At 43.6% G+C, this 22,265-nt stretch carries 16 protein-coding genes and 1 pseudogene; 9 read left to right on the plus strand and 8 right to left on the minus strand.

Features of this window, described 5'->3' with window-relative positions; genetic code table 11:
• Window positions 1–554: 554 nt before the first annotated feature.
• Both V5G28_RS35465 and V5G28_RS35470 read right to left on the minus strand, forming a co-directional pair.
• A complete protein-coding gene (locus V5G28_RS35465; protein ID WP_336231551.1) occupies window positions 555–755 on the minus strand; it encodes a hypothetical protein in 201 nt (66 codons plus the stop codon).
• 124 nt (window positions 756–879) lie between these two features.
• Window positions 880–1,497, minus strand: a complete 618-nt coding sequence (locus V5G28_RS35470) for a TetR/AcrR family transcriptional regulator (protein ID WP_332994760.1) — start codon at window positions 1,495–1,497, stop codon at window positions 880–882.
• A 568-nt stretch (window positions 1,498–2,065) separates the two neighbouring features.
• Here V5G28_RS35470 and V5G28_RS35475 point away from each other — a divergent pair.
• The 3 genes from V5G28_RS35475 to V5G28_RS35485 all read left to right on the plus strand — a co-directional run bounded on the left by V5G28_RS35475 (window position 2,066) and on the right by V5G28_RS35485 (window position 5,371).
• Complete coding sequence (locus V5G28_RS35475; RefSeq protein ID WP_332994762.1) at window positions 2,066–3,376, plus strand: HlyD family efflux transporter periplasmic adaptor subunit; 1,311 nt, start codon at window positions 2,066–2,068, stop codon at window positions 3,374–3,376.
• Complete coding sequence (gene devC / locus V5G28_RS35480; protein WP_332994765.1) at window positions 3,373–4,566, plus strand: ABC transporter permease DevC; 1,194 nt, start codon at window positions 3,373–3,375, stop codon at window positions 4,564–4,566. Before V5G28_RS35475 ends, devC begins: the two co-directional genes overlap by 4 nt.
• A 112-nt stretch (window positions 4,567–4,678) precedes the next feature.
• The gene (locus V5G28_RS35485; protein WP_332994856.1) at window positions 4,679–5,371 is read left to right on the plus strand and encodes a DevA family ABC transporter ATP-binding protein; all 693 of its coding nucleotides are present in this window, start codon (window positions 4,679–4,681) and stop codon (window positions 5,369–5,371) included.
• Window positions 5,372–5,454: 83 nt separating this feature from the next.
• On the opposite strand, the gene V5G28_RS35490 is transcribed toward V5G28_RS35485, so the two are convergent.
• Complete coding sequence (locus tag V5G28_RS35490; RefSeq protein WP_332994768.1) at window positions 5,455–5,901, minus strand: Spy/CpxP family protein refolding chaperone; 447 nt, start codon at window positions 5,899–5,901, stop codon at window positions 5,455–5,457.
• 358 nt (window positions 5,902–6,259) lie between these two features.
• Here V5G28_RS35490 and V5G28_RS35495 point away from each other — a divergent pair, with 358 nt between their 5' ends.
• Together V5G28_RS35495 and V5G28_RS35500 are read left to right on the plus strand one after the other, a co-directional pair.
• Window positions 6,260–7,489, plus strand: coding sequence for a sensor histidine kinase (locus tag V5G28_RS35495; protein WP_332994771.1), 1,230 nt, complete (start codon window positions 6,260–6,262; stop codon window positions 7,487–7,489).
• 1 nt (window position 7,490) lies between these two features.
• Complete coding sequence (locus V5G28_RS35500) at window positions 7,491–8,153, plus strand: response regulator transcription factor (RefSeq protein ID WP_332994857.1); 663 nt, start codon at window positions 7,491–7,493, stop codon at window positions 8,151–8,153.
• 210 nt (window positions 8,154–8,363) lie between these two features.
• Here V5G28_RS35500 and V5G28_RS35505 read toward each other — a convergent pair whose 3' ends face one another.
• On the minus strand, window positions 8,364–8,789 hold the full coding sequence (locus V5G28_RS35505; protein WP_332994774.1) for a nucleoside deaminase: 426 nt from the start codon (window positions 8,787–8,789) through the stop codon (window positions 8,364–8,366).
• Window positions 8,790–8,959: 170 nt separating this feature from the next.
• Between V5G28_RS35505 and V5G28_RS35510 the strand changes: the two genes are divergently transcribed.
• The 3 genes from V5G28_RS35510 to V5G28_RS35520 all read left to right on the plus strand — a co-directional run bounded on the left by V5G28_RS35510 (window position 8,960) and on the right by V5G28_RS35520 (window position 13,437).
• A complete protein-coding gene (locus V5G28_RS35510) occupies window positions 8,960–9,739 on the plus strand; it encodes an ion transporter (protein WP_332994777.1) in 780 nt (259 codons plus the stop codon).
• Window positions 9,740–10,182: 443 nt separating this feature from the next.
• Window positions 10,183–12,885, plus strand: coding sequence for an MHYT domain-containing protein (locus V5G28_RS35515; protein WP_332994779.1), 2,703 nt, complete (start codon window positions 10,183–10,185; stop codon window positions 12,883–12,885).
• 12 nt (window positions 12,886–12,897) lie between these two features.
• Window positions 12,898–13,437 carry a GNAT family N-acetyltransferase gene (locus V5G28_RS35520; protein WP_332994781.1) on the plus strand — a complete coding sequence of 180 codons (540 nt, stop codon included), beginning with the start codon at window positions 12,898–12,900 and terminating at the stop codon, window positions 13,435–13,437.
• A gap of 313 nt (window positions 13,438–13,750) precedes the next feature.
• On the opposite strand, the gene tkt is transcribed toward V5G28_RS35520, so the two are convergent.
• The 3 genes from tkt to acpP all read right to left on the minus strand — a co-directional run bounded on the left by tkt (window position 13,751) and on the right by acpP (window position 17,974).
• Window positions 13,751–15,763, minus strand: coding sequence for a transketolase (tkt, locus tag V5G28_RS35525; protein WP_332994783.1), 2,013 nt, complete (start codon window positions 15,761–15,763; stop codon window positions 13,751–13,753).
• 482 nt (window positions 15,764–16,245) lie between these two features.
• On the minus strand, window positions 16,246–17,496 hold the full coding sequence (gene fabF / locus V5G28_RS35530; protein ID WP_332994786.1) for a beta-ketoacyl-ACP synthase II: 1,251 nt from the start codon (window positions 17,494–17,496) through the stop codon (window positions 16,246–16,248).
• A 226-nt stretch (window positions 17,497–17,722) separates the two neighbouring features.
• A complete protein-coding gene (gene acpP, locus V5G28_RS35535) occupies window positions 17,723–17,974 on the minus strand; it encodes an acyl carrier protein (RefSeq protein WP_096563972.1) in 252 nt (83 codons plus the stop codon).
• 333 nt (window positions 17,975–18,307) lie between these two features.
• On the opposite strand from acpP, the pseudogene V5G28_RS35540 reads away from it, so the two are divergent.
• Window positions 18,308–19,213, plus strand: a pseudogene (locus tag V5G28_RS35540) (CoB--CoM heterodisulfide reductase iron-sulfur subunit B family protein).
• A 20-nt stretch (window positions 19,214–19,233) separates the two neighbouring features.
• Here V5G28_RS35540 and V5G28_RS35545 read toward each other — a convergent pair.
• Complete coding sequence (locus tag V5G28_RS35545) at window positions 19,234–22,053, minus strand: NB-ARC domain-containing protein (RefSeq protein ID WP_336231552.1); 2,820 nt, start codon at window positions 22,051–22,053, stop codon at window positions 19,234–19,236.
• Between the last annotated feature and the right edge of the window lie 212 nt (window positions 22,054–22,265).

Genomic DNA, 22,265 nt, shown 5'->3' on the forward strand with positions numbered 1-22,265 from the left:
TCGCATAACTGGTTTCTTACGTACTAAGTTGGTAGATACCACTGTAGAGATGGCAGTACAGAAGATTGTATATACCATTATCCCGATAGACTTAAGGGCAATTAAGCAAAATAAAAACCCCTACCTGGCGCTGACGGCAATATATAGGAAAGGCACAACCTAAACTGGCAGTGACAATAAAATAAATATAAATATATATATATATGGATAGATTTACAACTTACATAGGTGTGATACTTAGCCCCAGGTAATACAAGCTTAGCCGTCTCGCCAATCTTACCCGTTTGGCGGGATTTTTAATTACTTTGCATACAATAATAATGGACAAGCAAATTCCCCCAATCAAAAGTATCAGGGGAAAACATGATACAAGAATGTTAACTTTAAGTGTTGCAGACACTACATTGCTGAACTTCCTACTTCAGGGATATAAATATTTTGCAGATTAATACGGTATTCATTTTTTGCGCCGGATGTGTAAACCAGCCAGCAAGCCAAATTAGGCAAATTGAGTGCTGGCTGGTTATAAAGTTATCAAAAAGGCTAAACCTTAACTACACAGCCTCAAATTTCCAGCATTTTCTGAGATTAGCTTTATCGATTTCATTCCCGCGATCGCTTAATCGCCGCCACTGACCAACCGCTCGACTGCTACAGCGACCACCACCGCGCGCTCGCGTGAAAAAGAAAATTCGTATCAAAAACAAAATTCCCCACAACCATATTGGATGATGGGGAATGGCTACTATGAACAAGATATTTATTTACTTAGGGATAGGTCAACCTAATTTATGCATTTTTGTTGCGGGAATTATGTGGAGGAAAATAGGAAGCAGTCAACCTGCACAGTTTGTATCTGCGTCGCTCCCACAATCAATATCATTGGGCTGACTTGAGAATCAGGTGTATCAAAGCATCAACCAGGCGATCGCTCTCCATTGGAATAATTTCCTTACCGTTCATCATCTCCTGAGTCATCACAAAATGAACCAATGAGCCGAGAAGAATTCGTGCCGTTGCCTCTGGATCAGGTATGTTGAGTTCAGGGTGACAAGCTAGGTACTGACTGAGAGTCTCAATTGCCGGTTTAATCAAGCATACGATACACAACTGGGCTAACTCAGGAAAACGACCAGACTCGCCAATTACCACTCGCTTAAACGCACGAAACTCTTCATCTTTGAGCATTTCATTCAATGCTGTTGTTACCAATCGGCGCAGGACAATTTTCGGGTCTCCCTCAAGCCGATCTGCACCAAAGATGGAATGAAATCGTTCTTGAGCCAGTTTTTCTACTAGCGCCTTAAAAAGTCCTTGTTTATCTTGAAAGTGGCTGTAAACTGTAGCTTTAGAAACTCCAGCACACGCCGCTATCCTATCCATGCTAGTACCGGCATAGCCATGCAGGAGAAATTCATGCATCGCCCCTTGTAAAATTTGTTCAACCTTATCTAATGAACTGTCGCGCTCAACTTCAGTAGCTCTTTCACGTACCATTTTTCAAATATACTGTCGTATAAACAATCTTATCGATAAATTCCTTGATTTTTGGGAATTCAATAACATAAAATGCACCTTTTCTAAATCTCTCTTTAGATAGAGAAAATTAAGTATTAATTATTACTTAAACAGAATTCACAATATGTTTTACGGCTTCCGGACGTAAAGCGTGCAACTCTTGTACAGAAAGCACAAATTTATAAATTCAAATAGAACAATTTCACCATAGGTTCCAGACTTGCATAATCTTTTTGAGTTTCATTCTTTTTTTTATTTTGAATACTATTAAGCTGAAACATTTGCCTAAAATGCTACTAAAGGTGTATGGTTTCACCACCCTCCCTCAGATAACGTATGTGGCTAGGGTGTACCCAAGACAAGCAGTTTCCAAGTGATGGCAACCTCCACCAAAGCACGAGCAAGATAATTGTTGTGCCCTGATATGTGCAAATGAAAACTGCTAGGAAGATAACTAAACTATTCAGTTTAGTTTAGATATATTATAAGACTAAATAAGACGAAATAAGACTAAACCGTTTAGTTTTACACCCAATGGTAGCAGACTATGCTTGAAAACTCCAATTTCGAGGGTCCATCTCCTCTCAAACCGATTTTCCGTCCACCTGTTCTGATGGCTGTATTGGCAACTATAACAGCAGGGGGAGTAGGTGTTTACACGGTACAAAAAACCCGAAATACGAACGCTGAAGCAGTAAAGAAGCAGGCGATTCCAGTAGTGCAAGTAAAAACAGTGACAGCACTGGGACGCTTGGAACCAAAGGGAGAAATCATTAAACTTTCTGCGCCAGCATCGGCAGAAGGGAGTCGAGTTGAAAAATTGCTGGTCCGGGAAGGAAGCCAGGTGAAGGAAGGACAGATGATTGCGATTTTGGACAGTCGCGATCGCCTCGCCGCAGCACTAGCAGAAGCACAAGAGCAGGTACGAGTCGCTCAGGCAAATCTGGCGCAGGTAAAAGCAGGTGCCAAGCAGGGAGAAATAGAAGCGCAAAAAGCAGCTATTGCCCGCCTCCAAGCAGAACAAGACACAGAAGTTCAAGCGCAAAAAGCAACCCTTGCTCGCTTAGAGGCAGAAAGAGGTACGGAAATCGAGGCACAAAAAGCAACGATTGGTCAACTGGAGGCACAGCTAAACAATGCCCTAGCGGAATACCGACGCTATCAAACACTTTATCAACAAGGGGCAATTTCTGCTTCGTTCCAGGATAGCAAGCGCTTGACTCTTACGACAGCCCAGCAACAAATAGCACAAGCACGAGCCAACCTCAAACGCATCGAAACATCCCGAGAACAACAAGTACTAGAAGCACGAGCCAATCTCAAACGTATCCAAACATCCCGAGAACAAGAAATAGTAGAAGGCAGGGCGACCTTAAATAAAATTGCGGAAGTCCGTTCTGTGGATGTAGCAGCAGCCCAGGCAGAAGTCAATCGTGCCATAGCAGCGGTAAAAAGAGCAGAGGCAAATCTCAGACAAGCTTTTGTGCGATCGCCCCAAGATGGTCAAGTCCTCAAAATTAATACCCGTCCTGGAGAATTGGTGTCCACAACTGATGGTATTGCAGAGGTTGGGCAAATTAGTCAGATGTATGCAGTTGCAGAAGTTTACCAAAGTGATATTAACAAAGTGCGTTTAGGGCAACGAGTGCAGCTACAGAGTGAGTCCCTAAGTGATCAATTGGTGGGAACTGTGGATCGTTTGGGGATGCAAGTACAACGGCAGAATGTTATTAACAGCGACCCCACAAGCAATATTGATTCCAGAGTCGTGGAAGTCCATGTACGACTTGATGAGCCATCCAGTCAGAAATCTGCGAGATTCTCCAATTTGCAAGTAAGGGCGGTAATTGAACTGTGATTGGACTTATTTTCCAGCAAATTCAGCAACTACGGCGGCGAACGCCATTAGGATGGCTGCAACTGAGTCACCAGAAAAGCCGTTTTTTGGTAGCATTATCAGGCATTGCCTTTGCCGATGTTCTCATGTTCATGCAGCTGGGATTTCAGACTGCGCTGTTTGACAGCAACACCAGACTCCATCACAGCATGGAGGCAGACATTTTTCTCCTCAGTCCCCAAGCACGTAACCTGGCATATTTGTCTACATTTTCTCGGCGGCGACTATTGCAGGCAATCGATATACCGGGGGTGAAGTCAGCAGAGGGAATGTATCTTGGCTTTATCGATTGGAAGAATCCTCAAACGCGCAAACAGACTGGCATACTCGTTATGGGGATCAATCCCGATAAACCAGCATTTAATTTACCAGAGGTGAACAGCCAATTAAACGCCATCAAGCTGCCAGATACCATGTTATTTGACAGTGGTTCTAGAGGAGAGTATAGTAACGTATTTGCCCAAATTGAGCAGGGGAAACCTGCCACCACCGAAATAGGACGGCGGACGATTACCATTAATGGCTTATTTAAAGTCGGAGCTTCCTTTATAGCTGATGGTACCTTAATAACCAGCGACCAGAACTTTTTGCGAGTATTTCCTAGACAAGAACCTGGGGCTGTGAATTTGGCTTTGATTCAACTACAACCAGGGTATGACCCAAAGCAAGTCGCAACTGCCTTAAAATCGCATTTAGCAGATAAGAATGATGTCAAAGTCTTGACAAAAGAGGAATTTATTGAATTTGAGAAGAACTATTGGCAAACAAACACTGCGATCGGCTTTATTTTTAGCCTAGGTGTAACAATGGGCTTTCTGGTGGGGGTGATTATCGTATATCAAGTCCTTTCCACCGATGTCAATGCTCACATGAAAGAATACGCCACCTTCAAAGCAATGGGGTATCGCAATGCCTACTTGCTAGGAGTGGTGTTTGAAGAAGCAATCATTATGGCGGTGTTAGGCTTTTTACCAGGTGTCAGCGTATCCTTTGGACTGTACGCCATGACGCGGAACGCCACCAATTTACCAGTGATCATGACCTTGGCAAGAGCAATTCAGGTACAAGTACTGACCATAATTATGTGTATGATTTCTGGCGCAATTGCTACGCGCAAAGTCCAATCTGCTGACCCCGCTGATATGTTCTAAACTCATGTTGTACAGAGGACACACCGGACGCGGAGAGTAACTAATGACTAATGAAGATGTACAGACGCGCCATGGCGCGTCTCTACAAATGACAAATTAATGACTAATGACTATGAAATCTGTCATATCTGTTCAAAATCTCAACCACTACTTTGGTAAAGGTCAACTGCGCAAACAAGTGCTATTTGACATCAACTTGGAGATAAACGCCGGTGAAATTATTATTATGACAGGTCCGTCTGGTTCGGGTAAAACCACACTTTTGACCTTGGTAGGTGGGTTGCGTTCAGCCCAGGAAGGGAGTTTGCGGGTATTAGGACAAGAACTTTGTGGTGCAAATGCAGGACAACTCACACTGGCGCGACGTAATCACGGCTATATCTTCCAAGCACACAACCTGCACGGTAGCTTAACAGCGCTGCAAAACGTCAGGATGGGCTTGGAACTGCACAAGAGTATTACTCCAGAACAGATGAAAAAACGCTCAGCCGAGATGCTAGATTTGGTAGGATTAGGGCATCGTCTCAATTACTACCCGGATGACCTGTCGGGGGGACAAAAACAACGGGTGGCTATAGCCCGTGCGCTGGTGAGTCAACCCAAAATTGTTCTCGCAGACGAACCTACCGCCGCCCTTGATAGTAAGTCGGGTCGAGATGTGGTGAACCTGATGCATAAGCTAGCAAAAGAGCAAGATTGTACCATTTTGTTGGTGACTCATGACAATCGTATCTTGGATATAGCCGATCGCATTGTTTATATGGAAGATGGTAAGTTAGCAAAAGCTCCTGTTGCCGTTGGATAGCAATAGACATTATTGTTCTTTTATTCTGCCCATTGCCCAAAAGACAGATATCTGCTAGCTTGGGCAAAGGCGCTGGTGATCAGCTACTGATTGCGTTGTTGACGACGAGCACGCATTTCCTCCCGAGATTTTTGCAGTTGCTGTTTTTGCTCTGGAGTCAGGACTGCATCAATCTGGGTTTTCTGTGACTGCATGATTTGACGCATTTGGTTTTTCTGCTCATCAGTTAGATTCAAAGCAGCAAACGCACCCCGCTTTCCTTGGCGGTTTTGCATAGCGGTTTTTAACTGTTCTCGTTGCTGTTCAGTGAGAATTTTCTCCATTTCAGCGCGGGTACTGCTGCGGATTTCTTTGATTTTGGCTTTTTGTTCATCCGTCAGTCCCAAACGTTGCATTGCTCCCCCTTTTTCCTGAGATTGTGCAACAACTAAGGGTGAAGAGGAGTTCGCCTCTGCTTTGACTGCAAGGGAAGTTGCACTTAAACTGAGGGCGATCGCCGCACCAATGAGTGATAAGTTTTTGAGTTTCATAAACTACCGCACTTGTTCTCCTGCTTGATACTACTATCATAAAAATTTAAGTTTAAGGGTGACATGAGGAGAAAGTCACGAATACACCATGACTTTAGTCATGGTCTATACAAGGATATTCATCAGGCAACCTTGAAGTTTTTTGTTATCGGATGAATAATGTTGAAATTGTTTCCAATGATTGGAAAATTATATTTTTTTGTCAATCCGTAAATTCTCTGCTTTTTACCTAAATAAAAGTCAAAAACATACAAATATACGCGCATTAGCTGAGCAATCTCTATAGCCAACCCTGTTTCTCAGAAAAATCAGATTTTTAGGCTTAGTATAATAACTAGTTGAACTTGGGTATATTTTTGTGACCCGTCCGATTCAATTCAACAATCATCCTTTTCGATTTCTCCTTTATTTGGAGTGGATATTGCTAGCGTTTGCTGCTTTGACAGCAGCGCTACCATCTCACTCATCCCGACTTCAGGCTAGGTTTCCCGAACTGACAATTTGTAGTCTGATGCTTTTTGGTTTGATGGGTTTAAGATTGCCCACTCGTAACCATATAACTAAAATACTTTACACCGCAGCAGAAATATTTTTAATTATAATAATTGATTTTTTCGGAGGAAGAACTGCTCGAATTTTTCCTTTTTTTTACGTAATATTAGTGACTCGTAGTTGCTTAATTTTCCAGTTACCAGGTCGCTTGGTAGTGACAGCTTTATCATTTGTTTTATTTTTGATAACATTTAGAAGGCGATTTGCACGCATAGTATTATCACCAGCATCACAAGAGCGTTTTTTGTTTTTTACTTTAAGCTTTGTGCTGGTATTCGGATTAGCTTTATTGTTTGTTTTACTAATGATGAATGCAGTTATATCTGAGCGAGAAAGCCGAGAAAAACTAGCCATTGCTAATGAAAAACTCCGTCAATATGCTCTGCAAATTGAAAATCAAGCCACTCTTGAAGAACGCAACCGTATTGCTCGTGAAATACACGATTCATTAGGACACTCTCTGACAGCTTTAAATTTGCAATTAGAAACTGGTTTGAAGCTTTGGCAATCTAATCCAACAAAAGCGCAAGCTTTCTTGGCAAAGGCAAAAGAGTTAGGTTCTAAGGCGCTACAAGATGTGCGTCAATCAGTTTCTACTATGCGTTCTCATCCTTTGCAAGAGCAATCTTTAGAACAGGCGATCGCCTCACTTGCAGAAAATGTTCAGCGTTCAACTGGTGTCGCACCAATTTGTCAAATTCACTTATCTCACCCTCTCCCAGTTGAAATAAGCACTGCTATCTACCGCATCGTCCAAGAATCATTTACAAATATCTGTAAGTATGCCCAAGCCACAGAAATTAAACTGGAAATAACCAAGATTAAAAACAGTTTGCAGTTGAGGATTTCGGACAATGGTATCGGGTTTGATTTAACGCAAAATACTACAGGTTTTGGACTTCAAAGTATGCGCGATCGCACTTTAGCACTCGGAGGCTATTTTAATATTAACAGCGCTCCTGGTTCAGGTTGCCAAATTACAGCGACTATTCCTCTTTCCAGGTCTTTAGTAACTCATCTAGAGACTCATGACTAACATGATTAAAGTCTTACTTGTAGATGACCAGAGTTTAATTCGTCAAGGATTAAAAGCTTTATTGGAATTAGAACCGGATTTAGAAGTAGTGGGAGACGCGGAAAATGGGGAAATTGCAATTCATCTCATTGGAGAATTGTCCCCAGATGTGGTACTTATAGATATAAGAATGCCTGTTATGGATGGTGTTGCAGCAACTCGGGAAATTCAAAAGCGTTTTCCCGAAATTAAAGTTTTAGTGCTGACAACTTTTGATGATGATGAATATGTGAAGGCGGCGTTACAAAATGGAGCAATGGGTTATTTGCTCAAAGATACACCCTCAGAAGAGTTAGCTGTTGCTATTCGTGCTATCTACAAAGGATACACTCAATTAGGACCAGGAATAGTTAAAAAACTTTTAACTCAATTTTCTAGCGTAACGCCGACTCAGTCAACGCCTCCGCCACCTAGCTTAGCTGAACTCACTCCTAGAGAAAAAGAAGTTTTGCGGTTAATTGCTACGGGTGCTAATAACCGAGAAATTGCACAGCAACTTTATATTTCTGAGGGGACAGTGAAGAACCATGTCACGAATATTTTGAATCGTTTAGATTTGCGCGATCGCACCCAAGCTGCAATTTTTGCTAATTCTTTTTTGCCCTATTTAAATGACGCTACTTAAAACAGTGAACAGTGAACAGTGAACAGTGACCAGGCGTATGGTATAGTTGTACTGACACCAACGCTTTCTGTGCTCTTGGTGGGGGACTTAAACATGCAAAGGATGAAACTGATAACCCAACGGGAGAGCCAGTCGCCTAGGTCGGGAGACCCTCCAAAGGGCGCTGGCTCACTGATAACTGATAACTGATAACTGTTAAAACCTGAGAAACTACTTGAATAATTTTAGACACTCTTCTCTTAAAACGCCTCTTTGCACCTTGATTTTTCTAAAGCTTTTAGCAAAAACCTCTTCACATGATATGTTGATTTGAGATTGATTAACAGAAACTAAGTCTTGAATAGAAGCACCATAAACAATTTCTGATATACCCGTCCAAACGCAAGCAGTTGCACACATCGGACAAGGTTCACCAGTGGTATATATGGTATAACCTTCTAAAGAAGGGTTTTGCAGTTGAGCGGTTAAATTGCGAATGACATTAATCTCTGCATGGGCAGAAGGGTCGCTGTCTCGCTTCACAGTATTATAAGCTAGGGCAACTACTTGGTTATCTTTAACAATTACAGCACCGTAAGGTGCATCTCCTTTTTTTGCTTCTTCCAGCGCCAAACGCATAAATTCTTCTGAGTTCATATAAGCTTAAGAGCCGAAAATTATTATTATCAAAAATATACCACATTCACTTTTCTTGCATTAAGCAGTGCTAAATCATTAGCGCTGAGGTAAAAATAAGAAATGACAGGTTCAGCACTTGGTACTTAGAACTATAGTGCTGTATTTGTTAGACGTGGCTTCTGTGAATTATGTTACTTACCAGAGAAAAAACAGCATTTTACTTGCAAGACTTGGAGACACCAGTAGGTAAATCTGTGAATTTAACCATTGCTGGTCTGGTTTTTCTATCTTCAGTAAGTTTTGTAGCACAAACTTATAATATTCCTGACAATTTACGGCTACTTTTAAATGGTATAGACCAGGTAATTTTGCTACTTTTTACAGCCGAGTATTTACTACGGCTATGGAGTGAAGAAAATAAAATTAAGTATTTCTTTAGTTTCTATTCAATCATTGACTTAATGGCAATTTTGCCATTTTTTCTAGGTGCAGATGCTATCAGTTTTATCCGACTGCTGCGATGGTTCCGAATTTTACGGTTAATCAGGTTTATAGATAATAAATTTTTATTTGGTATTAGTACAGAAGATACTTTGATTTCTGTACGGATATTATTTACTTTATTTGCAATTATTTTTGTATACTCAGGTTTAATTTATCAAGTAGAGCATCCTGTTAACCCAAAAAATTTTGCAACTTTTTTGGATGCTTTTTATTTTTCCATTGTGACAATGACAACTGTGGGTTTTGGCGATGTCACTCCAATTTCTGAACTAGGTCGCCTGCTAACAGTGTTGATGATTTTAACAGGTATTGCCCTCATTCCTTGGCAAGTAGGTGATTTGATCAAGCGATTAGTCAAAACGGCTAATCAGGTGGAAACCGTTTGTTCTGGATGTGGTTTGTCTTTCCACGATGCAGATGCTATATTCTGCAAGAATTGTGGAACGAAGTTGAGAAAAGATTGACTAAAAAAGAACTGAGAAATCAGAACTCAGAGGTTTTTTGCTTGCATATTGAGATTGTGATCCACAACCTGGCAAATAATTGCGTCTAATAAAAATAAGTGGCTATTTGCTAGTTAAGAGTGCAACTGGAGAACTTTACTTAAGTAATATATTATACTATATAGTCGGATGCATCAAAAATGTTTACATTTGAAGAGCAATAAATTATGATTTTTTATAACTTAAGGTAGATGATAGCATTATTTTTCTATTGTAATAGGCATTTTGCTCTCTTACAAGTGTGATTTCGGCACTTTGCATCTGCCATTTTTATCAGCACCGTCAGGTGGCTTGTCAAGATTTTTCGCTCTCCATGAGTGCGCCCCACTTGATGGGTGTCTTAGGGGTACTCATAGTTTACTTCTGATTTCACAAGTATCCAGTTTGAGATGAGGTTAATATAGATGCTCCTGGCAGATGTGGCGATGAGTAGCACTTACGATCCACGGCTTGTGGCGCTTTCGATACTGATAGCTGTCCTTGCTTCGTACACCGCGGTTGATTTGGCTGGGCGGGTAACAGCAGCTCAGGCAGGGGCTAGAGTTGTATGGTTAATTGGCGGCGCGATCGTCATGGGAATGGGCATCTGGTCGGTGCACTTTGTTGCTATGCTCGCCTACAGTTTCCCGATACCGATGAGCTATGACGTGTTGATTGTGCTGCTCTCAATATTCCCTGCTATTGTTGCCTCACTTGGCGCACTTTTCCTTGCCAGTCGCCAGATTTTGAGTAAGCGACGATTGCTAATTGGTGGAGTGCTGATGGGCATTGGCATTGCGTCGATGCACTACGTTGGTATGTTAGCAATGCGAATACAAGCAGCGACTCGGTATCAGCCTGTGCTGTTTATGCTTTCTATAGTCATCGCTATTAGTGCGTCAATAGTAGCGCTGTGGGTTGCCTTTCAACTGCGTTTGCAGATTGGTAAAGGCAGTATACGACCCAAGATTTTGAGTGCGTTCGTGATGGGGGCTGCAATTTCCGGGATGCACTACACAGGGATGGCAGCTGCGTCTTTCACACCAACTCAGATGAGGAGTGCAAGCACAGCAGCCAAGGAAATGCAACCTCCCTTCACTTGGCTGGCTGTGGGCATCGGCATTGCTACGCTGATTATCCTGGGTTGTACGCTGCTCACTGCCTTCGTGGATCGGCGAATGGTGACTCAAGCAATGCTCCTCAAACAGCAACAAGCAGAAGCTGAGCGATCGCAACTCTTTACAGAAGTGAGCCTGCGTATTCGGCGTTCTCTTAAGTTGGACGATGTCCTCAACACAGCCGTCACTGAAGTCAGGAAAGCACTAAATCTAGACCGCGTTATCGTCTATCGCTTCAATCCTGATTGGAGTGGCACCATTATCGCCGAGTCAGTAGCATCTGGTTGGATGAAAACCTTAGGGAAAACAGTTCATGATCCGTTTCGCGAAGATTACATCGAAATGTACAAAAATGGTCGAGTCCAGGCTACGAATAACATTTACGAGGCGAATTTTACAGACTGTCATCGGCAGATTCTTGAAGACTTTCAAATTAAGGCGAATGTGGTAGCACCTATTTTAGGTGATAACCAGCTTTTGGGCTTATTGTGCGCTCACCAATGTTCTGGATCTAGGATTTGGCAGAAGGCAGAAATTGATTTATTCGGGCAATTAGCCATTCAAGTGAGCATTGCTCTAGAACAAGCAAATCTTTTGCATGAACTTAATACCGCACAGGAAGTGCTGCGCGTGCGTGACCGTGCGATCGCCGCTGCTAGCAATGCCATTCTCATTACAGACCCGCGTCAGCCAGACAATCCTATCATCTTTTGCAATGCCGCATTTGAAACCATCACTGGCTATTTACCAGAAGAAGTGCTGGGGCGTAACTGCCGATTTCTGCAAGGACCTGACACCGACGCAGATACTATTGAGGAAATACGCACAGCAGTACAACAGGAGCGTGAATGTCAAGTTGTGATCAAGAATTACCGCAAGGATGGCACCACGTTCTGGTCTGAATTAAGCATTTCTCCAGTGCGAGACGTAACTGGGAATGTGATAAATTTTGTCGGCGTGCAATCGGACATTACTTCACGCAAGCAGGCGGAAGAGGAATTGAAGCGTAGTAAAGAAACTCTCCAACATCAACTTGTAGAACTTATTAGCGATGTTCAAGAGGTAGCCAAAGGTGACCTGACAGCTCGGGCTGAAATTACAACCGGTCAAATCGGGATAGTCGCTGACTTTTTGAATGTGATCATCGAAAGCTTGCGGCAAATAGTTATTCAAGTGAAACAAGCTGCCCAACAAGTCAATGTTTCTGTGGGGGAAAACTCTCATGCTATCAATCAATTAGCAGATGAAGCACTCAATCAGGCTGAAGAAATTACCCGCACCATTGATTCAGTCGATCAAATGAGCCTCTCTATTCAAGAAGTTGCCAATGGTGCGCATCAAACAGCAGAAGTTGCTCGCGCATCTGCAAATACTGCCTTGGCTGCAGGTGAAGTCATAGAGCTTACTGTTTCTAGCATCTTAAATTTACAACAGACAATTACTGAAACAGCCGAAAAGATAAAACGTTTCGGTGAATCATCCCAAGAGATTTCCAAAGTTGTCACCTTAATTAACCAAATCGGATTGCAAACCAATTTATTATCTATCAATGCCAGTATTGAAGCCTCCCGCGCTGGTGAAGAAAATCAAGGCTTTATTGTCGTGGCGCAAGAAGTCGGTCGCTTAGCAGCCGAGTCAGCCCAAGCGACCAAAGAAATTGAACACATAGTACAAAATCTCCACTTAGAAACCAACGCAGTCGTCGAAGCGATAGAACAGGGAACGACTCAGGTCGTGGAAAGCGCTTACCTAGTCAAAGACGTTAAGCAAAGCATGGAGCGAATTGTAGAAGTGTCTCGTCAAATCGACGAGTTGGTGGAGTCGATTTCTCTGACAACAGTGTCTCAAGCTCAAACTTCTCAAGCAGTCTCTCTTTTAATGAAGGAAATTACCAAAGCATCGGTTCGCACTGCTGATTCGTCTCGCGTTGTGTCTACGTCTTTACAACAAACTGTAGAAGTCGCGCAGCAATTGCAAGCATCAGTTAGTGTGTTTAAAACTGAAGTGTAACACTAATTAATAATGAATACTATATTATTTGAAACTAATAGAACCATGGTTCGTAAATGGACTCCAAGCGATATCTCCACTTATTATTTACTGAGATCAGATCCACTCATAATGAAATTTATTGGAAAACCGCTGAGAGACAAAAGACAAGCAGAGGAATTCCTCATTTCGAGAACAATTGCCGATTATTCAAAACATGGATATGGTCGATACGCTGTTGTCTTAAAGGCTTCTGGTGATGTTATTGGAAACACTGGTCCATTATATCTAAAAGACCTAGGTAGAAATGATTTAGCGATTTCCCTTCTTCCGCAATATTGGGGACTGGGCTACGGAACTGAGATTCTTAAGGAATGCGTTCGATATGCATTTGAAAAATTGGCATTACCAGAATTAATCGGCTTGGTTGATCCGTTAAATGTTGCCTCATCAAAGCTTCTTATAAAAATAGGCATGATTTATTCAGGGAAGATAACCTACCATAATGAGATATGTAATTTATATACTCTCAAAAAGCAAGATTGGTCTAACAAGATGATGCAGTTTGAGTAGCCAGTGGGGATGTAGCTGCAAATTTATCTGTGCGGAATATGGGATTTTCAAACGAGGCAGCAGGATGCAGAGCATCCAACTTCTTGTTCCCAGGCTGAGCCTGGGAACGAGTTAGGGAGGCGGAGCCTCATTTTTTAAGAGCATCTTCAGGTCGAATTGGTATAACAACTTCTTTTCTTTCTTTGTGTTTTCACGCCTCGCTTACTTCGCGGTCTACAGGAAGGCACCCTCTGGGCGTCTACACGGTTCATGAAACAAAAAAAGGTGGGCTTTATTGCCCACCTTGAAAAGAAAGAGAATAGTCTGTTACTAATTAACCCAGCAATTGTTTCGCTTTAGCTAACACATTATCAACACTGAAGCCAAACTTCTCCAAACAGACACCGCCTGGAGCTGAAGCACCAAAGCGATCGATGCTAACAGTATCGCCTTCAGTACCCACGTACTTGTGCCAACCGAAACTGGCAGCAGCTTCTACAGATAAACGCTTGGTGACGGCTTTAGGCAGAATAGACTCTTTATAAGCCGCATCTTGTGCTTCAAATAGTTCCCACGAAGGTAGCGAGACAACACGGACTTTCTTGCCTTCGCTGGTGAGTTTCTCGGCTGCGGTTACACAGAGGCTCAATTCGGAACCAGTACCAATGAGGATCAGATCCGGGGTACCCTCGCTATCGACCACCGTGTATCCACCCTTGGTCACGCCCTCAATCGATGTACCTGCCAAGTTCGGGACATTTTGACGGGTGAACGCCAACAGGGTGGGACGGTCTTCTTTCGCGTTCTCAATCGCCACTTTGTAAGCACCGGAAGTTTCATTTCCGTCTGCGGGGCGAATCACCGTTAGCTTAGGAATTGCTCGCAGGGAAGCGAGAGTTTCAATCGGTTGGTGCGTTGGACCATCTTCACCTTGCCCAATTGAGTCGTGCGTCATCACCCAAATCACACCAGCTTGGGAGAGGGCAGATAAGCGGATAGCAGCACGCATGTAGTCTGTGAAGATCAGGAATGTAGCACCGTAGGGAATTAATCCAGAATCATGCAGCGCTATACCGTTACAGATTGCGCCCATACCGTGTTCCCGGACGCCAAAGTGGATGTTGCGGTTTTGGTATTGTCCTGGCTGAAAGTCGCCAAAGCCTTTGATTTCTGTAAGGTTGGAGTGAGTCAAGTCAGCTGAACCACCAATGAGCTCAGGTAAAACCGGTGCCAGTTTGTTGAGGCAGGTTTCTGAGTGTTTGCGGGTGGCTACTCCTTTGTCTTCCGGGGTGTAGCTGGGTAGTACCTTATCCCAACCATCGGGCAGTTTGGCGCTAGTGTAGCGTTCAAATTCAGCCGCTTCTTGGGCATACTTGCCTTTGTAGGTGTCAAAGGTTTTGTTCCATTCAGCTTCGTAGTTTGCGCCGCGCTCAACAGCTTTGCGCCAGTGCTTAAGAGCATCTTCTGGAACGACAAAAGGCTCGTGTTCCCAACCCAAGTTTTCGCGGGTGAGTTTAACTTCGTCGCCACCCAGGGCAGCACCATGAACACCAGCGGTGTTTGCTTTATTGGGCGAACCGTAACCAATGGTGGTTGTTACCTTAATAAAAGAAGGCTTATCGGTGACGGATTTTGCCTCTTCAATTGCTTTGGCAATTCCTTCTAAATCGGTGTTGCCATCTTGAACGTGCAGTACGTGCCAACCGTAAGCTTCAAACCGCTTGGAAACATCTTCGGTGAATGCGATATCTGTAGAACCATCGATGGAGATGTGGTTGTCGTCGTACAGAGCGATGAGTTTGCCTAATCCTAAGTGTCCCGCGTAAGAACAAGCTTCACCAGAAACGCCTTCCATGTTGCAGCCATCACCTAAAATTACGTAGGTATAATGGTCAACAATCTTGGCGTCGGGTTTGTTGAACTTTGCAGCAAGGTGCGCTTCGGCGATCGCCAAACCGACTCCATTGGCAATTCCCTGCCCCAGTGGTCCTGTGGTAACTTCCACGCCTGGAGTCATGAAGTTTTCGGGGTGTCCGGGGGTTTTGGATTCCCACTGACGGAATTGCTTAATATCTTCAATGCTCACGCTGTCGAACCCTGTCAGGTACAGCAGGGCATACTGCAACATAGAGCCGTGACCGGCAGACAGAACAAAGCGATCGCGGTTGAACCACTTGGGATTTTTGGGGTTATACCGCATAAAGCGATCCCATAGCACAAAAGCCATTGGCGCTGCGCCCATAGGCAGCCCTGGGTGACCAGACTTTGCCTTTTCTACGGCATCAATTGCCAGAAAGCGGATCGAGTTAATACAAAGTTCTTCGAGGGTTTGGGTTGCAACAGCCATAATAAGAGATTGTTCTTTACGACGGGTTAGCACTCTGTGAATTTCACTACAGGGGAGGCAAAAAGCGAGGACACTGCGCCCAAGCGTGGTTCTTGAGGACAGTTCCAAAAAGGGTTCCTTTGTAGAAACTGTCCGGGTGTGGATTTTCGTTGCGAGTTTCCGGTGGTTCCCAAGGGAAAAACTCGCTTCCTTCCTACCGAACTGCTGAGTGGCGGGTTTTGCTAATTAGAGTTGTCATTCGCTTATTGCCGTGTTGCTTGAGATCCCCAATGCAGTATCCTCATCATCCCATTGGTACTTGTTGCCGGACAAGCGGCATATTTTGGGATTTTTGTTATGGATTTTGGATTAATTTTATGAGGGAATCCCCCTGTTATCGGTATTGAATGAACTTAATTATCAAGCGAACAGCCCTACACCCGCTTTTCACACCGTTGTTAATTACGCCTGAAGTCAGATACACGCATCTTAAATTTCCAACTTTAGACGTACTTCTTAAAGGCTAGTGTCACATTATGACCACCAAAACCAAAAGAATTGGATAGGGCAACTTCAACATTTGCTTTCCGGCTGGTGTTAGGCACGTAATCCAGGTCACAATCGGGAGCGGGGTTTTCCAGATTAATTGTCGGTGGAATCTGGTCATTGGCGATCGCCAGTACTGTTGCTACCGCTTCAATTCCACCAGACCCGCCCAATAGATGGCCTGTCATTGATTTGGTGGAGCTAACTGGTATTATTGAGGCGCGATCGCCCAAAGCTCTTTTAATTGCTGCGGTTTCCGTCGGATCATTGACTGGCGTACTGGTGCCATGAGCATTGACATAGCTCACCTGTTCTGGCATTAGTCCTGCGTCTTTTAGTGCCAGTTGGATGGCTCTTGCTGCGCCTTCGCCTCCGGGTACTGGAGAGGTCATATGGTAAGCGTCGCAAGTCATGCCATAGCCAACAATTTCTGCATAAATTCTGGCTTTGCGACTGAGGGCGTGCTGTAGCTCTTCTAAAATTAAGATGCCCGCACCTTCTCCCATGACAAATCCGTCGCGGTCTTTGTCAAATGGGCGGCTGGCATGAGCCGGATCATCATTACGAAGCGAAAGTGTCCTAGCTGATGCAAATCCAGCCAAAGACAAGGGTGTAATTGCCGCTTCACACCCGCCACAAATCATTGCTTGGGCATATCCCCCTTGAATGAGGCGAAAAGCATCCCCTATGGCGTTTGAGCCAGCGGCACAAGCAGTGACTGAGCAGGAATTTGGTCCCCTAGCACCAGTGTGAATTGCTGTCAACCCTGCTGCCATGTTGGCTATCATCATCGGTATCATGAAAGGACTGCAGCGGTCGGGACCACGGTTTAGGTAGATTGTTTGCTGTTCTTCCATCACCTTCAAACCACCAACGCCAGAACCAATAATGATGCCAATTTGTTCTGCGTTTAGGTCATTGATGACTAACTGCGCGTCGCCGAGAGCTTGTTTTGCCGCAGAAACGCCAAATTGAGCAAAGCGATCCATGCGCTTAGCTTCTTTACGATCCATGTACTCATGCGGATCGAAGTTTTTTACTTCACCAGCAATGCGACAATCATGACGAGACGCATCGAACAAGGTGATTTCACCAATGCCATTACGTCCGCTTATCAATCCTTCCCAATATTGGGCTGGTGTATTACCAATCGGTGTAATCGCGCCAACACCAGTGACAACAACGCGTTTACGTATAAAATCAGTCATGACAATAGTTAAGTGGCTCTTGATGCAGGCAGAACAAAATAGTGCTGAGTCATGAATGCTGAGCCCTGAGTAAAGTCCCGAGTTCCAAGCAATGTGTTCCGAGTCATTTTTCTTTACAAATGAGGCAACGCCAGTCGCTACCGTTACGGTAAGCCGCTGTTGCGTCTACAATCAAAGACACCTCCGCACAGCGCTGGCTTTTCGCTACTCAGCACTCAGCACTTTTTTAGGCGGATGTGGCAACTTTGTTGTTAATATAGTCAACTGCCTCTTGAACTGTTGTAATTTTTTCGGCAGCTTCATCGGGAATTTCAATGTCAAACTCTTCTTCCAAAGCCATGACCAATTCAACAGTATCCAAGGAGTCAGCCCCTAAATCATTAGCAAAATTCGATTGTGGTGTCACCGTCTCGGCATCAACGCTAAGTTGATCGGCAACAATTTTCTTGACCTTTTCAAAAATTTCCGATTGGCTCATAGATAAAATTCCTCAACAAGTTGCTATAATCCGCTGTTTATGGGGGATATGTTTTTGAGCATATTGATCTTAACGGAAAGCGCGATCGTCCGTACACTGGTCTTGGATTTTCTTCATTGAAAATCTGTATTCCGTTCCATTTCTAAATTTCGATAGAACAACGACTCCAAGAGCGGTTCTTTGAGTAGAACGTGCTACGCGATCGCTTACACTGTGTAAAAAATGATCTTTTACAACTTTTATTAAATTTTTGTGGTGCATTTTCAAAATCGATAGCTTTGCTACCAACATTAAATAGTAATGATAAAACAGTTATTGACTAACCAAAATACTATGCTAACCCATACATTGAAATACGCATACTTCCCAGGTTGTGTTGCCCAAGGAGCTTGCCGCGAGCTTCATCAATCAACTGTTGCCCTCAGTCAAGCTTTGGACATTGAACTGGTTGAACTCAAAAAAGCTGCTTGCTGTGGTTCCGGCACTTATAAGGAAGATTCCCAACTGTTGGAAGATACGGTTAATGCCCGCAATATTACTTTAGCAGAAGAGTTAAATCTACCCCTGCTTACCCATTGCAGCACTTGTCAGGGTGTGATTGGTCATGTTGACGAAAGCCTCAAAGAATGCCAAAAAACAAATCCAGCATACATTGAACAGGTGAATGGCTTGCTGCAAAAAGAAGGCTGTGTACCTTATCGCGGAACGACCGAAATCAAACATCTCCTTTATGCCCTAATTACAGACTACGGTTTGAGGAAATTCAAAAACGTGTTACCCGCAACTTAGCGGGATTAAAATGTGCAGCTTTTTATGGCTGCTATCTCCTACGTGCGCCAAAGCCATGCCTTATGATGACCCCTTCCGACCGGAAGGAATGGGAAAGTGGGGTGTTTTGCACGGTAGCCCAGGACCCATCATTTAGAGAGGTCGTACGGCACTGTTGCGGTCGGCCGCTTTCCAGCTACGCCACGACCCAATCTTTTAAAATGGCGGGGATACATATCAAGAAGCGCTAGAAGCTGGTGCTGATTGTATGGTTACGCCTTGTCCTTTGTGCCACCTTAAGTTTGATTCGCGTCAGCCAGAGGTGGAAAAGGTCATTGGACAGAAACTAGGTTTACCAGTGCTGCATTTACCCCAGTTGATTGCTTTAGCAGTTGGGGTAAGTCGAAAGAACTCGGTCTACAACGGCACATCGTTTCCACGAAACCAGTTTCGGAAAAATTGGGATTGTGAGCAAAAGCTTGTAGGGTGCGTTAGCTAACGCTAACGCACCAGATCTTTACAGTCATTCTGTCTGACTTTTGATGGGATGTGGAAAAGGGGTTATTCTGTGTTCTGGGTTCTGTATTGTTATCAATTGTTTCGTTGCTCAGTTGGGTCACTGGTGTGAGCGTGAACGCTGAAGTAGGTGTGGTTTCGGTTATTGATATCACTACTGTGTTGTGATCAATTGTTGAGTTGGGCGATTCCGCCATTGGTGTAAGCGTGAACGCTGAAGCAGGTGTGGTTTCGCTTGTTTGTGTCGGTACTGGATTATTATCAATTGTTAAGTTGCTTGGTTGAGCAACTGCTGTGGTTTCGCCTGTTGGTGTCGGTACTGGATTATTATCAATTGTTAAGTTGCTTGGTTGAGCAACTGCTGTGGTTTCGCCTGTTGGTGTCGGTACTGGATTATTATCAATTGTTAAGTTGCTTGGTTGAGCAACTGCTGTGGTTTCGCCTGTTGGTGTCGGTACTGGATTATTATCAATTGTTAAGTTGCTTGATTGGGTAGTAGGTGTGGTTTCGCCTGTTGGTGTCGGTACTGGATTATTATCAATTGTTAAGTTGCTTGGTTGGGCAGTTGGTGTGATCGTGAACGCTGAGTTAGGTGTGGTTTCGCTTGTTGGTGTCGGTACTGGAGTTGGAATTGGTGTAATTGGAGTAGGTGTAGGTTCTACGGTCGGTTGATTTTGTTCAGAATTTGGTATCGCCGGCGGCGTGAAAGTTGGAGTAGGTGTGATTTCTTCTGTCGTTGGTACTACAGTTGTTTCTGGAGTGGGTTGTCTAAGTGTGGGTGCAACTGTTGTCGTGGGTGTCGCGGGTGCAGGTGTAGGTTTTGTTTTTGACTTCTGACGTTTGGGAACGATTGGTTGTTGGTCTTGGATGTTTGGTGTTAGCGGTGGATTGACTTTGGGTATAACTTCAGGAAGAGGTGACAGTGGAACAGTAAGTGTGGATGGAGGTTCGATAATCAGTGATGGTCTGGCGGGTGCTGTGGGTTTCGGTTTGGGAATGGGTGAGCGTTTAGTCGTTGTCGGCGCGGTGGTGGATGTTGGTGAAGGTAAGGGTGTGAAACGATGCCAGTTAAACCAAGCAAGCAATCCGCCTGAGGCTACAATTCCAGTCGTGATGATTCCTGTTGGAAACAGCAGGGCTTTTTTATACACACTTTTGCCGGAGGGGGAAGTGTTCTGTGACGATACTATATTCATTCGAGTCAGGAGATGGTTAGTATCGTTGGTTGTCGGTAGGGGAGATTGTGTAAAGTTTTTTGCGGAATCGTTGACATTTCGGCGCTGGCTATTTTGAGTTGATGACCAAGATGGAGAATTTTCTAATAAATTAAGATTGTGGCGAGTTGCTGCAACTCCCATCGCGTCATCAAGCGATTCCCGTAATTGTATTGCTTTAGTAAGGTAATCTTTAGCTGTGCTGTTTTCTTCTAAACAAAGGGCACGAGTCCCTAATTGATGCAATGCCCAAACTTGGGCAACTTTATCTGTTTCGGCTTGAGATGCTTGTAATCCCCGAGACAGAACTTGCCCCCACAAACCCCATTGCTTACTTAAAGCGAGTGTCTCTTCCACTGCTTTTACCAAGCGCAAGACATCTTTCCAACGACTCTCTCTAACTGCTATCTCTATAATTTGTATGATCGCATCGGTTTGGGATAACAAAATGTTGGGTTGCTGTTGGTGTCGTTCCGCCCAATTTATAAAGTAGGCGATTGCTTTTTCCACAGGTGCTGTCAACTTCCATTCTGGCGGTAAAAGTTCAACTACAGTCTTACTGACCTGATATCGAGAACCATCAAACTGCACGAGATTACGCCTACGTAATCCCTCAAGTATATTAAAAGCATCAGAAATTTCTGTGATATGAATTATCTGTTCACTTTCAAGCCCAACACCACCCATAACAGTTAATAAACTCAGAATAATTCTTTGTGATGTTGATAGCGATGCGACTATTTGTTGAAGCAGATAGTTCCCAGGAGCATCTGTTGATAATAGACTGACAACTTCCGTAAGCGATCGCCCTTCTTCCAGTATGTTTGCCACTGCTATCTGCACTTTCATCGGATGCCCGTTGAAAATAGTACACAGCGATTTTGCCCCAGCGAGTTCTTGTGTGTTGAGAGAACGTTGCAGTTCTCTTTCCACTAAAGCCAGAGTATCATTTATCGATAGTCCAGAAAGCAACATTGAGCGCCCCCTTTTTTTCATTCGCTGCGTTGACGAAGCGATCAAAAAGGTACACTGATGAGCCGCATTCATCAGCTCTTCCAATTCATCTTGGATAAGTCCATCATCATCTAGCACCACAAGAGCTTGTTTTTCTTGAAGTTGTTGACGGATTTGGTTATAAGTTGGTTTATAGGGAATGTTGCTTTCATAAAATGCATCCCATATAGACTGAAGTAAATCGTCTACATTTGGATGCACAGGAGATAAGCTAATAACACCACTAGGGAAAAGTGATTTGACTTGATTGTTCTGTGCCAAGTTACGCAATAAAACTGTTTTTCCAACACCGACTGTGCCGTAAAATTCTACCGATTGTCCCGCTTGAAAGGCAGCAATAGCTTCTTTGACTGATTGTTGTCGATTCAGTATGCTATCTGAGGGCTGCTCAACTATCAATGGAGTGGACAATGGAGTGGAACGCAATCGCCAAGTCGATTTTTCTTCCTTGGTTGCGAGATTCGCTGTCGCGCCTTGAGGTGAACCAATCTTTATGATCCAATTTCCAACTTCCAGTTGGTCAGTCATTTCCTCCGGAATGTTTGTTATTATACTGTTTTTGCTCATATATTTTTCTTCAGCCAGATTTAGATTACTTTTTCTCTATTAACCGCAACATAGCTATCATTAAATATGCATTTTACATACATTTTTTCATATAAAAAGAATTTTAAGTATATATACTTAAAATTTGATTCTAAAAAATTGTTTTGCTTTTATGACTTGGTTAACAAACAAAGCGAAGTGCGAAACTTAACAGCAAAATGGACAGCTAGATG

It is taken from the genome of Scytonema sp. PRP1, assembly GCF_036697665.2.
In the GTDB taxonomy this organism is placed as follows: Bacteria; Cyanobacteriota; Cyanobacteriia; order Cyanobacteriales; family Nostocaceae; genus Kalymmatonema; species Kalymmatonema gypsitolerans.

Excerpts from the sequence above, each read along its gene's own strand:
- V5G28_RS35515 (WP_332994779.1), top strand. The coding sequence starts at position 10,183 with ATGCTCCTGGCAGATGTGGCGATGAGTAGCACTTACGATCCACGGCTT.
- V5G28_RS35475 (WP_332994762.1), top strand. The coding sequence starts at position 2,066 with ATGCTTGAAAACTCCAATTTCGAGGGTCCATCTCCTCTCAAACCGATT.
- V5G28_RS35505 (WP_332994774.1), bottom strand. The coding sequence starts at position 8,789 with ATGAACTCAGAAGAATTTATGCGTTTGGCGCTGGAAGAAGCAAAAAAA.
- V5G28_RS35510 (WP_332994777.1), top strand. The coding sequence starts at position 8,960 with ATGTTACTTACCAGAGAAAAAACAGCATTTTACTTGCAAGACTTGGAG.
- fabF (WP_332994786.1), bottom strand. The coding sequence starts at position 17,496 with ATGACTGATTTTATACGTAAACGCGTTGTTGTCACTGGTGTTGGCGCG.
- V5G28_RS35520 (WP_332994781.1), top strand. The coding sequence starts at position 12,898 with ATGAATACTATATTATTTGAAACTAATAGAACCATGGTTCGTAAATGG.
- acpP (WP_096563972.1), bottom strand. The coding sequence starts at position 17,974 with ATGAGCCAATCGGAAATTTTTGAAAAGGTCAAGAAAATTGTTGCCGAT.
- V5G28_RS35470 (WP_332994760.1), bottom strand. The coding sequence starts at position 1,497 with ATGGTACGTGAAAGAGCTACTGAAGTTGAGCGCGACAGTTCATTAGAT.
- V5G28_RS35545 (WP_336231552.1), bottom strand. The coding sequence starts at position 22,053 with ATGAGCAAAAACAGTATAATAACAAACATTCCGGAGGAAATGACTGAC.
- tkt (WP_332994783.1), bottom strand. The coding sequence starts at position 15,763 with ATGGCTGTTGCAACCCAAACCCTCGAAGAACTTTGTATTAACTCGATC.
- V5G28_RS35500 (WP_332994857.1), top strand. The coding sequence starts at position 7,491 with ATGATTAAAGTCTTACTTGTAGATGACCAGAGTTTAATTCGTCAAGGA.
- V5G28_RS35485 (WP_332994856.1), top strand. The coding sequence starts at position 4,679 with ATGAAATCTGTCATATCTGTTCAAAATCTCAACCACTACTTTGGTAAA.
- V5G28_RS35490 (WP_332994768.1), bottom strand. The coding sequence starts at position 5,901 with ATGAAACTCAAAAACTTATCACTCATTGGTGCGGCGATCGCCCTCAGT.